This is a genomic window from Streptomyces sp. NPDC007863 (genome assembly GCF_040633895.1).
Classification (GTDB): Bacteria; Actinomycetota; Actinomycetes; order Streptomycetales; family Streptomycetaceae; genus Streptomyces.
The window spans coordinates 296,667-310,345 of sequence record NZ_JBEYEI010000006.1; the positions used below are offsets into that span (position 1 = coordinate 296,667).

At 70.1% G+C, this 13,679-nt stretch carries 16 protein-coding genes and 1 tRNA gene; 8 read left to right on the forward strand and 9 right to left on the reverse strand.

Going from position 1 to position 13,679, the window contains the following annotated elements:
• The first annotated feature begins 22 nt into the window (after positions 1-22).
• Together ABZ621_RS12415 and ABZ621_RS12420 are read left to right on the forward strand one after the other, a co-directional pair.
• Positions 23-601, forward strand: a complete 579-nt coding sequence (locus tag ABZ621_RS12415) for an HNH endonuclease (RefSeq protein ID WP_360603569.1) — start codon at positions 23-25, stop codon at positions 599-601.
• 49 nt (positions 602-650) lie between these two features.
• A tRNA-Leu gene (locus ABZ621_RS12420) sits at positions 651-733 on the forward strand.
• Between the two features lie 62 nt (positions 734-795).
• Here ABZ621_RS12420 and rdgB read toward each other — a convergent pair.
• The 4 genes from rdgB to ABZ621_RS12440 all read right to left on the reverse strand — a co-directional run bounded on the left by rdgB (position 796) and on the right by ABZ621_RS12440 (position 3,015).
• Positions 796-1,404, reverse strand: coding sequence for an RdgB/HAM1 family non-canonical purine NTP pyrophosphatase (gene rdgB / locus ABZ621_RS12425; protein WP_360603451.1), 609 nt, complete (start codon positions 1,402-1,404; stop codon positions 796-798).
• Between the two features lie 11 nt (positions 1,405-1,415).
• Positions 1,416-1,739, reverse strand: a complete 324-nt coding sequence (locus ABZ621_RS12430; RefSeq protein WP_360603571.1) for a hypothetical protein — start codon at positions 1,737-1,739, stop codon at positions 1,416-1,418.
• A 172-nt stretch (positions 1,740-1,911) separates the two neighbouring features.
• Complete coding sequence (gene rph, locus ABZ621_RS12435; RefSeq protein ID WP_360603453.1) at positions 1,912-2,643, reverse strand: ribonuclease PH; 732 nt, start codon at positions 2,641-2,643, stop codon at positions 1,912-1,914.
• A 105-nt stretch (positions 2,644-2,748) separates the two neighbouring features.
• Positions 2,749-3,015 carry a PTS glucose/sucrose transporter subunit IIB gene (locus tag ABZ621_RS12440; protein WP_360603573.1) on the reverse strand — a complete coding sequence of 89 codons (267 nt, stop codon included), beginning with the start codon at positions 3,013-3,015 and terminating at the stop codon, positions 2,749-2,751.
• Positions 3,016-3,220: 205 nt separating this feature from the next.
• Between ABZ621_RS12440 and ABZ621_RS12445 the strand changes: the two genes are divergently transcribed.
• From ABZ621_RS12445 to ABZ621_RS12465, 5 genes are all read left to right on the forward strand, one after another.
• Entirely contained in the window at positions 3,221-4,519 is a 1,299-nt protein-coding gene (locus ABZ621_RS12445) for a PTS transporter subunit EIIC (RefSeq protein WP_360603455.1), read from the forward strand.
• Positions 4,520-4,786: 267 nt separating this feature from the next.
• Complete coding sequence (locus tag ABZ621_RS12450) at positions 4,787-6,052, forward strand: PTS transporter subunit EIIC (protein ID WP_360603457.1); 1,266 nt, start codon at positions 4,787-4,789, stop codon at positions 6,050-6,052.
• 309 nt (positions 6,053-6,361) lie between these two features.
• Positions 6,362-6,556 carry a hypothetical protein gene (locus ABZ621_RS12455; protein WP_360603459.1) on the forward strand — a complete coding sequence of 65 codons (195 nt, stop codon included), beginning with the start codon at positions 6,362-6,364 and terminating at the stop codon, positions 6,554-6,556.
• 124 nt (positions 6,557-6,680) lie between these two features.
• On the forward strand, positions 6,681-8,831 hold the full coding sequence (locus ABZ621_RS12460; RefSeq protein ID WP_360603461.1) for a peptidase domain-containing ABC transporter: 2,151 nt from the start codon (positions 6,681-6,683) through the stop codon (positions 8,829-8,831).
• Complete coding sequence (locus ABZ621_RS12465) at positions 8,828-10,138, forward strand: glycosyltransferase (RefSeq protein ID WP_360603463.1); 1,311 nt, start codon at positions 8,828-8,830, stop codon at positions 10,136-10,138. Before ABZ621_RS12460 ends, ABZ621_RS12465 begins: the two co-directional genes overlap by 4 nt.
• On the opposite strand, the gene ABZ621_RS12470 is transcribed toward ABZ621_RS12465, so the two are convergent.
• Entirely contained in the window at positions 10,126-10,878 is a 753-nt protein-coding gene (locus ABZ621_RS12470) for an MBL fold metallo-hydrolase (protein ID WP_360603465.1), read from the reverse strand. The two genes, ABZ621_RS12465 and ABZ621_RS12470, sit on opposite strands and share 13 nt — an antisense overlap.
• A 208-nt stretch (positions 10,879-11,086) precedes the next feature.
• Here ABZ621_RS12470 and ABZ621_RS12475 point away from each other — a divergent pair, with 208 nt between their 5' ends.
• Positions 11,087-11,551, forward strand: a complete 465-nt coding sequence (locus ABZ621_RS12475; RefSeq protein ID WP_360603467.1) for a type II toxin-antitoxin system PemK/MazF family toxin — start codon at positions 11,087-11,089, stop codon at positions 11,549-11,551.
• 73 nt (positions 11,552-11,624) lie between these two features.
• On the opposite strand, the gene ABZ621_RS12480 is transcribed toward ABZ621_RS12475, so the two are convergent.
• The 4 genes from ABZ621_RS12480 to ABZ621_RS12495 form a co-directional block, all read right to left on the reverse strand.
• A complete protein-coding gene (locus ABZ621_RS12480; RefSeq protein WP_360603469.1) occupies positions 11,625-12,575 on the reverse strand; it encodes a cysteine synthase in 951 nt (316 codons plus the stop codon).
• 4 nt (positions 12,576-12,579) lie between these two features.
• Complete coding sequence (locus tag ABZ621_RS12485; RefSeq protein WP_360603471.1) at positions 12,580-12,858, reverse strand: MoaD/ThiS family protein; 279 nt, start codon at positions 12,856-12,858, stop codon at positions 12,580-12,582.
• Between the two features lie 106 nt (positions 12,859-12,964).
• Positions 12,965-13,081: a putative leader peptide gene (locus ABZ621_RS12490; protein ID WP_360603473.1), complete on the reverse strand. Its 117-nt coding sequence runs from the start codon at positions 13,079-13,081 to the stop codon at positions 12,965-12,967.
• A gap of 130 nt (positions 13,082-13,211) precedes the next feature.
• Entirely contained in the window at positions 13,212-13,637 is a 426-nt protein-coding gene (locus tag ABZ621_RS12495; protein WP_169084374.1) for a M67 family metallopeptidase, read from the reverse strand.
• Positions 13,638-13,679 lie beyond the last annotated feature (42 nt).

Consider the following 13,679-nt stretch of genomic DNA (forward strand, 5'->3'; position numbering starts at 1 on the left):
CTACCGAGACATCGACGCGGTGATGGCCTTCCTCGGAGCGGAGCCGTCCGGCCACCTGTCCCGGTATCTGCTGCGGCGCTTCACCCACTTCGGGATCGACGTCTCACACTTCCCGCCCTTCGGTCGAGGGCCTCGGCCAAGTGTGGCCGAGCTACGAGACGCGGTCGCCTCGTCCTGTTCGCTCCGGGAGACCCTGCGTCACCTGGGGCGGAAGGACAACCAATCGCAGCGCGCCAACCTGAAAGGTTGGATCGCAGACGACGGTCTGTCGACCGCGCACTTTCTGGGACAGTCGCACCAGCGCGGCAAACGGAGCCCGACCGCCAAGCAGCCGCACGAGATTCTGGTACGCCGAGACAGCGGGCGCCGCACCGGCACCCGGACGCTGCGCCGCGCCCTACTGGAGGCCGGGGTGCCCGAACAGTGCGCCAGTTGCGGCGTCGACGCGCGATGGCACGGCAAGCCGATGACCCTGGAGCTCGACCACATCAACGGAGACCGGAGCGACGATCGGCGCGAGAACCTGCGGCTGTTGTGCCCCAACTGCCACGCGGTCACCAGCACCTGGTGCCGAGGAGGTAAGCGTCGCCGGTCGTTTTAGGCGCCCGCGCCCCCAACCCTTCGCCTACCGCTACGATGGCAGGCGGCTGGCGGCCTTGGCGGAACGGCAGACGCCTCGCATTTAGGGTGCGATGGGAGTAATCCCGTGAGGGTTCGAATCCCTCAGGCCGCACAAACCTTCAAAACGAAGGCCCCGCTCAGGTAGATCGGAGCGGGGCCTTCGTCGTGTCTCGCTCAGCCCAGCAGCTCCCGCACCACCGGCGCGAGGGCGCGGAACGCCTTGCCCCTGTGGCTGATCGCGTTCTTCTCCGCCGGGGTCAGTTCCGCGCAGGTCACGTCGTGGCCGGCCGGCTGGAGGATGGGGTCGTAGCCGAAGCCGTTGGTGCCCGTCGGGGCGTGGCGGAGGGTGCCTTCCAGGCGGCCTTCGACGACGCGTTCCGTGCCGTCGGGGAGGGCCAGGGCGGCGGCGCAGGCGAAGTGGGCTCCTCGGTGCTCCTCCGCGATGTCGGAGAGCTGGGCGAGGAGCAGGTCCAGGTTGGCCTTGTCGTCGCCGTGGGTGCCGGACCAGCGGGCGGAGAAGATGCCGGGGGCGCCGTTCAGGACGTCCACGCAGAGGCCGGAGTCGTCGGCGACCGCCGGGAGGCCCGTCGCCTGGGCCAGGGCGTGGGCCTTGAGGAGGGCGTTCTCCGCGAAGGTGACGCCCGTCTCCTTCACGTCGGGGATCTCGGGGTACGCGTCCGCGCCGACGAGTTCGAGGTCGAGGCCCGCGTCGGCGAGGATCGCGTGGAGTTCGGTGATCTTGCCCGCGTTGCGGGTGGCGAGGATCAGGCGCTGTCCGGTCATGCCCCCAGTATCTACGGGGTGCAGACCTTGCCGATCTCGCCGGCCGCGTCCGTGATCGGGGTGATGTCGGGGGTCGTGTCGCCGTCCTTGACCGCCGTGCGGACCGTCTCGACGCCCTTGGTCAGGTCGTCGACCGCCTTGGAGAGGTCGGCGTTGTCCGTGGTGTTCTTGAGGTTGCCGAGCTCCGTGGAGATGGAGTTCAGGGACTCCTCGATCTGCGTCACGTCGTTGGAGGCGTTGGAGACGGCCTGCTGGAGCTTGCCGACCGAGGTGGCTATCGCGTCGGCGGTCTTCACGCAGTCCATCGCCTTGTCGAGGGCTCCGCAGCCCGTCAGGACGGTGGCGACTGCTGCCGCCGTGGCGACGGCGAGGGCTAGGGTGCGGCGGCGCTTCACTGTTCGGGTCCTCCCCAGGCTGCGTACATATCGACGGGGCGCACGGTACGGCCGTGCACCCCTTGCCGTAAAGGACGCAGCTCGGGGGCGGGGAGTTCCTCAGAGGGTGGCGTCAGAGCGTGGCGTCGAGCGCCTTGCGCTGGAGGTCGGCCAGGTCGGCGCAGCCGCCGGCGGCCAGGTCGAGGAGGGCGTTGAGCTCCGCGCGGTCGAAGGGCTCGGCCTCGGCGGTGCCCTGGACCTCGACGAAGCGGCCGTCGCCGGTGCAGACGACGTTCATGTCGGTGTCGGCGCGGACGTCCTCCTCGTAGCAGAGGTCGAGGAGCGGGACGCCGCCGACGATGCCGACGGAGACCGCGGAGACCGTGCCGGTGAGGGGCTTGCGGCCGGGCTTCACCAGCTTCTTGTTCTGCGCCCAGGCGACGGCGTCGGCGAGGGCGACGTACGCGCCGGTGATGGCGGCGGTGCGGGTGCCGCCGTCGGCCTGGAGGACGTCGCAGTCGAGGACGATGGTGTTCTCGCCGAGCGCCTTGTAGTCGATGACGGCGCGCAGCGAGCGGCCGATGAGGCGGGAGATCTCGTGGGTCCGGCCGCCGATCTTGCCGCGGACGGACTCGCGGTCGCCGCGGGTGTTGGTGGAGCGGGGGAGCATGGAGTACTCGCCGGTGACCCAGCCCTCGCCGCTGCCCTTGCGCCAGCGGGGGACGCCCTCGGTGACGGAGGCGGTGCAGAAGACCTTGGTGTCGCCGAAGGAGATGAGGACGGAGCCCTCGGCGTGCTTGCTCCAGCCGCGTTCGATGGTGACGGGGCGGAGCTGTTCGGGGGTACGGCCGTCGATGCGAGACATGGGACGAGCCTAGCCCCATGGAGGGGAGGGGCCGACCGGTCCCGGGGTACGCACGAGGGCCCGTTCCCCTGCCGGAACGGGCCCTCGTCAGCTGGTGTCAGCTGCTCACATCATGTCTTCGATCTCGGCGGCGATCGGGTCCGCGTCGGTGCCGATGACGACCTGGATGGCGGTGCCCATCTTCACGACGCCGTGGGCGCCGGCGGCCTTGAGGGCGGCGTCGTCGACGAGGCTGGCGTCGGCGACCTCGGTGCGCAGGCGGGTGATGCAGCCCTCGACCTCTTCGATGTTGTCGATGCCGCCGAGCCCGGCGACGATCTTCTCAGCCTTGCTGGCCATGTGTTTCTCCCTGTCCGTCTCTGTTCGCGGGATACGCGAATCTCGGCGCACCGACGGTCCGCTTTGTCACGGTAACCCACGGTTGGCCCAACTTCGCGAGCGAGTGCCGCCGTTCTGCCGAATGATGACGATCACCGGCGGCCTGTCCTCAGCGGGCTCCCGGAGCCTATCGCAAGTGGTCTACACCAGTGTGCAACGAGACGCGGCCCCGGGTTGTTCCGGGACAGGGAGGTCGCCGATGAGTACCGACAGCGCAGCAGCCGGCTCCAGGAAGGTCTCGTGGGGAGGCTTCTTCCAGGGGCTGCAGAAGATGGGCCGCAGCCTGCAGCTGCCCATCGCCGTGCTCCCCGCCGCGGGCATCATCAACCGGCTGGGCCAGCCGGACGTCTTCGGCGCGGACGGCCTCGGCTGGGACAACGTCGCCAAGGTGATGGCGGGCGCGGGCGGCGCGCTGCTCGACGGCAGTCTCGGCCTGCCGCTGCTGTTCTGCATCGGCGTCGCGATCGGCATGGCGAAGAAGTCGGACGGTTCGACCGCCCTCGCCGCGGTGGTCGGCTTCCTCGTCTACTACACGGTGCTCCGCCAGTTCCCGAAGGACTGCCCGACGGGGACGTCGGACATCGGCGGCGGCTGCCTCGGCGCGGACGACTCCTTCGCGGGGTACACGTACCAGAACCCGGGCGTCTTCGGCGGCATCATCATGGGCCTGCTGACCGCCTATCTGTGGCAGCGGTACCACCGCACGAAGCTGGTCGACTGGCTGGGCTTCTTCAACGGGCGCCGGCTCGTCCCGATCATCATGTCCTTCGTCGGCATCCTCTTCGCCGCGCTCTGTCTGTGGATCTGGCCGCCGATCGGCGACGCGCTGGAGAGCTTCAGCGACTGGCTGGTCGGACTCGGCTCCTGGGGTTCGGGCATCTTCGGCGTGGCGAACCGCGCCCTGCTGGTGATCGGCCTGCACCAGTTCCTGAACGTGCCCATCTGGTTCCAGTTCGGTTCGTACACGAAGCCGGACGGCACGGTGGTCCACGGCGACATCAGCATGTTCCTCGCGGGCGACCCGGAGGCCGGCCAGTTCCTGACGGGCTTCTTCCCGATCATGATGTTCGCCCTGCCGGCCGCGGCCCTGGCGATCACGCACTGCGCGCGTCCGAACCGCCGCAAGGAGGTCGGCGGCCTGATGCTGTCGGTGGCGCTGACCTCGTTCGTCACGGGCATCACGGAGCCGCTGGAGTACTCGTTCCTCTTCATCGCCCCGGTGCTGTACGGCATCCACGCGGTGCTGACGGGCGTGTCGATGGGCGTGACGTGGGCCCTGGGCGTGAAGGACGGCTTCAGCTTCTCGGCGGGCCTGATCGACTACGTCATCAACTGGAACCTGGCGACCAAGCCGTGGTTGATCATCCCGATCGGCCTGGGCTTCGCGGTGGTGTACTACGTGATCTTCCGCTTCGCGATCACCAAGTTCGACCTCCCGACCCCGGGCCGCGAGCCCGAGGAGCTCCAGGAGCAGCTGGAGCAGGACAACGTGAAGTAGATCTGTCCGTTTCGGGGCTTTCGAACCCCTGACGGGAGCCGTGGAAGGCCCCTGGACCCCGTGGTCCAGGGGCCTTTTGTCACGCCTTCATCACTATGCCCGCACGTCAAAAATTCGCAGGTTCCTTATCTAAGTCTCACGTGCTAAAACTGGTCTACACCACTCATTGGTGTAGACCACGCGGTCCAGACCACCGCGTTCCACGAGACGCCGCCGTCCCCCCGTATCACTGTCCTCTGGCGGCGCCTTGCCTACTGGAGGAAGTTGATGAGTACGGCCACCGCCCAGGCCGCCGCTCCCGCGAAGAAGCGCGGATCCGGCCTGTTCCAGGGCCTGCAGAAGGTCGGTCGCAGCCTGCAGCTGCCGATCGCCGTGCTGCCGGCCGCGGGTATTCTGCTCCGTCTCGGCCAGGACGACGTCTTCGGCAAGGACGGCCTCGGCTGGATCAAGGTCGCGAAGGTCTTCGCGACCGCCGGCGACGCGGTCTTCGCCAACCTGCCGCTGCTCTTCTGCGTCGGCATCGCCATCGGCTTCGCCAAGAAGGCCGACGGCTCCACCGCCCTCGCCGCGCTCGTCGGCTTCCTCGTCTACAAGAACGTCCTCACCGCGTTCCCCGTGACCGAGGGCGTGGTCAACACCACCGAGAACGGCGGCGTGGACGTCGCCGCCACCTACAACGACCCCAAGGTCCTCGGCGGCATCGTCATGGGTCTGCTGGCGGCCGTGATCTGGCAGCGCTACCACCGCACCAAGCTGGTCGACTGGCTCGGCTTCTTCAACGGCCGCCGCCTCGTCCCCATCATCATGGCCTTCGTCGGCACGATCATGGGTGTCTTCTTCGGCCTGGTCTGGGAGCCGGTCGGCAACGTCATCACCAACTTCGGCGAGTGGATGACCAGCCTGGGCGCCGTCGGCGCGGGCATCTTCGGTGTCGTCAACCGCGGCCTGCTGCCGATCGGCATGCACCAGTTCGTCAACACGGTCGCCTGGCAGGAGATCGGCTCCTTCAAGGACTCCGCCGGTGCCGTCTGGCACGGCGACCTGCCGCGCTTCTTCCACGGTGACCCCACCGCCGGCCAGTTCATGTCGGGCTTCTTCCCGATCATGATGTTCGCCCTCCCGGCCGCCGCGCTCGCCATCACGCACTGCGCCCGCCCGGAGCGCCGCAAGGTCGTCGGCGGCATGATGATCTCCCTGGCGCTGACCTCCTTCGTCACCGGCATCACCGAGCCGATCGAGTTCGCGTTCATGTTCATCGCGCCGGTGCTCTACGCGATCCACGCGATCCTCACCGCGGTCGCGATGGCCGTCACCTGGGCCCTCGGCGTGCACCACGGCTTCAGCTTCTCGGCCGGCGCGATCGACTACTTCCTGAACTGGGGCCTCGCGACCAAGCCGTGGATGATCATCCCGATCGGCCTCGTCTTCGCGGCGGTCTACTACGTGCTCTTCCGCTTCGCCATCACCAAGTTCAACCTCCCCACCCCGGGCCGCGAGCCCGAGGAGGAGGTCGAGGACCTCACCAAGGCGTGAGCCTCCGCCGCGCGGCACGACACAAGCGACGTGACACAAGCGACGTGACGCAAGCGGCGTGACACGGACGGCATGGGAATCGGCCCCCGGGACACTGGTCCCGGGGGCCGATTTCCTTTTCCCGGAAGGGATTTGGAGATTCTCTCCCGACCGGGCTCCCGATCGACCTGACAAACTTCCCCGCAAGATCGTGTAGACGTCACGCATCGTCCATAGGATTAGACCAATGAAGCCGAGGGGGAACACTTCGGCGCACGTTTCCGACGGGCCTCGACCGATATCCCGTCACGACCAAGGAAAGAGAAGCACATGAGCCTCTCCACGCTGCGCGAGATGAACTTCACGACCATGTCCGACAGCGAGAGCGACGCCGTTTCCGGCGGTCGTCTCTCCAAGGCCCAGTGCGCCGCGATCTGGGCCAACGCCCAGGCCGCGATGCTCGGCTACGGCTGTGGCGGCGGCTACTCGGACTACATGGCCATCTACAACCGTGAGTGCCGGTAGCAGTTCACGCTGACCGGAATCTCCTGACCAGAGATTCCGACAGCAGGAAAGAATCGGCGGCGCCTACCCCCGGGAATCCCTCCCGGGGGCCCGGCGCCGCCGGTCCGCATCCCAGGGGGGCACGATGAATTGGCAGGCCTACCACACGTACCAGGAGGGCGACACCGACTGCGGACCGGCCTGCGTGCGCACCGTCCTGCGCCGGCACGGGGTCCAGGTGGACGCGGCGGTCCTCCGGGAGTCCGTGGGACTCGGCGAGGGCGGCGCGAGCCTGCTCCGGCTCCAGCAGGTGCTCGACGACTACGGCGTCACCTCCCAGGCGTTCCGGCTGAGCGTGGACGAACTGCGCCAGGCCGTCGCGCTGGCCGGTCCCGTCATCGTCCTGACCAGGCATGACGGCCTCGCACACTTCGTCGTCGTCCAGGAGGCCCTGCCGGACGGCGGCTTCGCCGTCAGCGACCCGTGGTTCCACCGTCCCAGGACCGTCTCCGCCGAGGAACTCGCCGACACCTTCTCCGGCGAGGCCCTCGTCTCCGAGACCCCGCCGGTCGGCGCCGGCCGGCGCGGGCGGCTCGCGCAGGCCTGGAGGCGGAGCGTCTTCGTCGGCGAGCTGCGCGAGAACCGGCGGACCCTCGCCGGGGTCATCGCCCTGACGCTCCTGGTGGCCGCTCTCTCCATCTCCAGCAGCATCTACCTCCAGGTTTCCGTGGACAAGTTCCTGCGGTCCGACAGAATCAGCACCCTGACCTTCACCTCGCTGGCATTCGTCGGAATGGTGCTGGCCGCCGGAGCCCTCCAGTACCTGCGCGGAATCATCATCGTGGGTTTCGGGCAGCGCATTCAGAGAAATCTTTCCGACCGATACGTGAAAAAGCTTCTGAGCCTGCCGGCCAGATTCTTTTCCGGGCGCCGGACCGGAGATCTCGCGAGTCGGCTCGATGACATCCAGGGCATACAGACGCTGCTGACGTCCACCACGATCGGCGTATCCGTGGACGTGGCCGTCGTCTTCCTCGTGGGCGGCTATCTCGCCTGGTCGAGCCTACCCCTCTTCGGGATACTCCTGAGTTCCGCCTTCATCACCGTCGTCGCCTCGTGGTTTCTTTACCGGGGCATTCGCGAGGCGTCCGAGGAATCGCTGCAGCGGGACGCCACGCTCAAATCCGAGCTGATCAACGTCCTCGATCACCACGAGGTGGTCTTCTCGCACGGCGGGCGTGACTTCGCGGCCCGGCGGATCTCCCACACCCTGGCCCGGCGCATCGAGGCCGAGACGAGGCTCGGCCGCCTCGACAACCTCGCCGCCACGATCCGGCTGGTGACCCACGGCTGCTTCGCCGTCATCGTGACCTGGGTGGGACTCGTCCAGGCGCACAGCGGCCGGATCTCCCTGGGGCACGTGCTGAGCTTCATCTCGCTGTCCGGATACTTCCTCACCTCGCTGGTGAACATCTCCACCCTGCAGACCACCCTCCAGCGCAGCTCCGCCGCGATCGGCCGCTACCGCGACGTCATGACGCAGCGCGACCGCTCCGCCGTCCCGTCCACCGCGGCCGGCTCGTCCCCCGCCGCCGACCCGGGCCCGGCGGACCCCCGGCACCGGCCGGACACCGACCTCGCGGCACGGGGCCTCACCTTCGCGTACCCGGGAACGGCGCGCCGCGTCCTGGAGAACGTCTCCCTCTCCGTCCCCGCCGGAAGCGCGGTGCACCTGGCGGGCGCCAACGCCTCGGGCAAGAGCACCCTGCTGAAACTCCTGGCCGGTCTGCACACGCCCGACGCCGGGACGGTCCTCGTCGGCGGCGTGCCCCTGGACCGCCTGGATCCCGGGGCGCTCCCCCGGAAGGTCCTCTACCTGCCCGAGGTCCCGCTGATCGTCAACGCCACCGTCCGGGAGAACCTGACGCTGGGAGCCTCCTACTCCCGGGACGAGGTCGACCGGGCGTGCGCGCTGGCCGGGGCGACCTCCGTCGTGGACTCCCTCGACCAGGGCTACGAGGAGGTGCTGCGGGAGGACGGGACCCTGCTGTCGCGGGGGCAGCTGCAGCGGCTCGCCCTGGCCCGCGCGGTCCTGATCCGCCCGGATGTCTTCCTGTTCGACGAGAGCTTCAGCGGCATCGACCAGGACACCTTCGTCCGCGTCTGGGACTCCCTGGCGCGGACCGGGGCCACCCGGATCCTGGTGGCGCACCGCGAGGTCGACGCCCTGCGGTGCGACCTGACCCTGCGCCTGGACGGCGCTCCCGACCCCGCCCTCACGAAGGAACCCGTGTGAACCTCTCCGACGTCCTCGACGCGGCCTGGGCCGAGGACTCCGGCCGGCCGACCGCGCTCGGCCGGGATCTGCGGCTCGTCCGCGGGGTCGCGCCGGACCTGCTCGCACGGTCCGTCCCGGCGGTCTCGTACGCCGAACTCGCCGCCGCCTACCGCCCGGACGACGCGGCCACCGTGACCGCGGTCGTCCTCACCCGCGACGAGGAGCGGACCATCGGCGCGTGCCTGCGCGCCCTGACGGAGGACTGCGAGCGGCTGCTGCTGATCGACGCCGAGTCCGACGACGGGACGCTGCGCGCCGCCGAGGCCGCCGTCCCGCACGTGGAGCACCTCGTCCGGGCGTGGTCCGACGACTTCGCCGCCCAGCGCAACGCGGCGTTCGAACGGGTCGGGCCGGGCGGCTGGGTCGCGTACGTCGACGCGGACGAGACGCTGTCGCCGGAGAGCCGGAGCCGGCTGCGGTCCGTCCTCGCGGCCCTGGACCACGTCCTGCCCGAGGCCGACTTCGTGGTGTCCCCCCGCGTCCTCGACACGAGCGGGGAGTGCCACACGAACACCCGGCGGATCCTCCGCTCCGGCACGGCACTGCGGTTCATGGGCCGCGTCCACGAGCGCCCCTACGACGCGCGGGGTGTCCAGCCGCCGTACGTGGAGGTGGACGTGACCTTCCACCACACCGGCTACGAGCCGGAGGTGATCGCGCGCCGGGGCAAGGGGGAACGGTACGCCCGCCTCGTCGGGCTGTGCCTGGCGCAGGAGCCGTGGAATCCGAAGTGGCACTTCTACGCGGTGCGCGACGGCATCGTGGGGCGGCAGCCCGACGCCGAGGAGTCCCACGCGCTGTTCCTGCGCCTCCAGGAGGCGCGCGCCCTGTACGACGCGGTGCCGGGGTCCGACTACGCCACCGAGCGGCGGGCCGACGGTCTGGTCCTCCAGTGCGAGCTGGCGCTGGGCTTCGGCGGAGGGCGCGAGCTCGCGGAGCTCGTCCCTCTCCTGCGCGCCGGGGGGCGTCTCCTGGAGGCGTCGTTCTACCAGGCGTTCGCCGATTTCAGCGGTCTGCTCGGCCGCTGCTCGGAGCTGCTCGACCGGCTCGCGGAGGGAAGCCGGCACGAGCGGCCGGACAACCGGGGCCTTGCCGGGCGCAGCCATGACCTCCAGGCGCTGCTGGCGCTGACCTGCGGTCGCTACGACGAGGTCGCCCGGCTCCTGGAGGAGGCCAGGTCGCGAGGGGCCGGGGCCCTGACGACGGCCACCGTGGAGTCGCTGGCGGCCGGGCTCCCGGACTGGCGGCCTCCTCAGACCTCGTAGACCGCGCCCGCCTTCGCCAGCTCCGCCGGGCCGTCGTACACCTCGCGGGCGTCCGTGAGGTTGCGCTCGCCGTCCGTCCACGGCGGGATGTGGGTGAGGACGAGGCGGCCCACCCGGGCCCGCTCGGCCTGGGCGCCGGCCTCGCGGCCGTTGAGGTGGAGCTCCGGGATGTCCTCCTTGCCGTGGGTGAAGGAGGCCTCGCAGAGGAAGAGGTCCACGCCGTCGGCGAGCGCGTGCAGGGCGTCGCAGACGCCGGTGTCGCCGGAGTACGCGAGGGCCCGGCCCTCGTGCTCGACGCGGATGCCGTACGCCTCCACCGGGTGGCACACCTTCGCGGTGCGGATCGTGAAGGGGCCCAGCTCGAAGCTGCCGGTGGACAGGGTGCGGAAGTCGAAGACCTCGCTCATCGCCGTCGGCGAGGGGGTGTCGGCGTACGCCGTGGTCAGGCGCTGTTCGGCGCCCTCGGGGGCGTAGACCGGGAGGGCGTCGCAGCGGCCGCCCTCGTGGCGGTAGTAGCGGGCGACGAAGTAGCCGCACATGTCGATGCAGTGGTCCGCGTGGAGATGGCTGAGGAAGATCGCGTCCAGGTCGTACAGGCCGATGTGGCGCTGCAGCTCGCCGAGGGCGCCGTTGCCCATGTCGAGGAGCAGCCGGAAGCCGTCGGCCTCGACGAGGTAGCTCGAACAGGCCGATTCCGCGGACGGGAACGACCCGGAGCAGCCGACGACGGTGAGCTTCATAGGAGCGTGAACCTCCGTGGACGGGTGCGGTCAGGCACGCAGAAGAGGGGAGGGGAGGCCGTGCGGTCAGACGAGCGTAAGGCGCACGGGGGCCCGTCGCTCCTTCGTGGCGTCCCGTTGTGGGGCAACTCACGGGCTCTGTCACCGGTTCGGATGGACGGCGGGGCGCGGCGGCGCGGCCCGGTCGGCGCCGGTAACGTCATGGGGTATGGACACGTCGTGGTGGCCCGCGCTGGTCGCGGTCGTGGTGATCGCGCTGGTGGTGGCGGTCGCGGGTGGCAGGACGCGGAACTCCGCGCGGACCCGGCCGCCGGGGCGCCCTTCGGGGAGGACCCGGCCGCCCGCGCGCGAGCCCGGCGTGCGGGAGCCGCGGGCGCGGGAGTTCTGGTGGGCCGAGGTGCCCTTCGAGGACGGGCCGGGGTCGAAGGACCGGCCGTGTCTCGTGCTGTCCGTACGCGGGGACCGCGCGCTCGTCGCGAAGATCACCAGCAAGTACCACGACGAGCGGCCCGGGGTCATCGCGCTGCCGCCGGGGGCGGTGGGGGACGCGCGGGGGCGCGCCAGTTTCCTGGAGACGGACGAGCTGCGGGACGTGCCGCTCGGGGAGTTCCGGCGGCGGGTGGGCGAGGCGGACCCGGTCGTGTGGGACCAGGTCCGCCACCTTGCGCGTTAGCGGTGCGCGGGGCCTCGGGGCGCGTGCGCGCGGTCGCGGATCGGCGCGCCCGTCCGGTGTGCCCGCACCGGGACTACGCCCAGAGCTGGCCCTGGACCGTGGCGATGGCTTCCTCGGTGGTCTTCGCCGTGTAGAGGCCCGTCGAGAGGTACTTCCAGCCGCCGTCGGCGACGACGAAGGCGATGTCGGCGCTCTCGCCGGCCTTGACGGCCTTGTTGCCCACGCCGATCGCGGCGTGGAGGGCCGCGCCGGTGGAGACGCCCGCGAAGATGCCCTCCTGCTGGAGGAGTTCGCGGGTGCGGGTGACGGCGTCGGCGGAGCCGACGGAGAAGCGGGTGGTGAGGACGGAGGCGTCGTACAGCTCGGGGACGAAGCCCTCGTCGAGGTTGCGGAGGCCGTAGACGAGGTCGTCGTAGCGGGGCTCCGCGGCGACGATCTTGACGTCGGGCTTGTGCTCGCGCAGGTAGCGGCCGACGCCCATGAGGGTGCCGGTCGTGCCCAGGCCCGCCACGAAGTGGGTGATGGACGGGAGGTCCGCGAGGATCTCCGGGCCCGTGGTGGCGTAGTGGGCGCCCGCGTTGTGCGGGTTGCCGTACTGGTAGAGCATCACCCAGGTCGGGTTCTCCGCGGCGAGCTCCTTGGCGACGCGCACCGCCGTGTTGGAGCCGCCCGCCGCGGGGGACGAGATGATCTCCGCGCCCCACATGGCGAGCAGCTGCCGACGCTCCTCGCTGGTGTTCTCGGGCATGACGCAGACGATGCGGTAGCCCTTGAGCCTGGCGGCCATGGCCAGCGAGATGCCGGTGTTGCCGCTGGTCGGCTCCAGGATGGTGCAGCCGGGGGTGAGCCGGCCGTCCTTCTCCGCCTGCTCGATCATGTGGAGCGCGGGGCGGTCCTTGACCGAGCCGGTCGGGTTGCGGTCCTCCAGCTTCGCCCAGATGCGGACGGAGTCCGAGGGCGAGAGCCGGGGGAGGCGGACGAGCGGCGTGTTGCCGACCGCCGCCAGCGGGGAGTCGTAGCGCATCGGATCAGACCATGCCGCCGGCGACCGCCGGCAGGATCGTGACGCTGTCGCCGTCGGCCAGCTTGGTCTCGATGCCGTCCAGGAAGCGGACGTCCTCGTCGTTGAGGTAGACGTTGACGAAGCGGCGGAGCTTGCCGCCGTCCACGATGCGGGCCTCGATGCCGGTGTGGCGGGTCTCCAGGTCGGCGAAGAGCTCGGCGAGGGTCGCCCCGCTGCCCTCGACGGCCTTCTCGCCGTCGGTGTAGGTGCGGAGGATGGTCGGGATGCGGACCTCGATGGCCATGGGCGTGGGCTCCTGTCGGAAGGACTCTTGCGTGACGTGGTGGGCGCGCTGCTGGGGCCCCCGCGCGGAGGGGGGTCGTACGGTGAGGGTGCGCTCGGCCGGTCGGTCAGAGCGCGGCGCGGGACGTACAGATCGCGCCGGCGACACGGCACAGGTCGACGTGCAGGCGCGCCACGAGCAGCGGGGTGCCCGGAGTCTCTTCGCTCACGTCGTGGGAAACCATGGGCTCATCGTATCGATTCCCGGTCCGGGTTCCGGAATGTGATCTCAGATAGTGGATGATTTCCGACCGCCTGCCGGACAGAAGCCGCGCAGGGGCCGCGCGGAAGCCGCGCGGAGGCCCCGCGTCGGGCCTACTCGTACGCCTCCACGACCTTGACCTCCTCCTCCGTCACGACGCCGTCGACGATCGTGTACGAGCGGAACTGGAAGGGGCCGGCGGCGTCGGTGTCGGCCGTGGAGACCAGGACGTAGTGGGCGCCGGGCTCGTTGGCGTAGGTGATGTCGGTGCGGGACGGGTACGCCTCGGTCGCCGTGTGCGAGTGGTAGATGATCACGGGCTCCTCGTCCCGGTCGTCCATCTCGCGGTAGAGCTTGAGGAGGTCGGCGGAGTCGAACTCGTAGAAGGTGGGCGAGCGGGCCGCGTTGAGCATCGGGATGAACCGCTCGGGGCGGCCGGAGCCGACCGGGCCCGCGACCACGCCGCAGGCCTCGTCGGGGTGGTCCGCCCGGGCGTGTTCCACGATCCGGTCGTACAGGTCTCGGGTGAGGGTCAGCATGCCGACAGGATAAGCAGACGGGCCGCCCCGTACCGAGGAGTG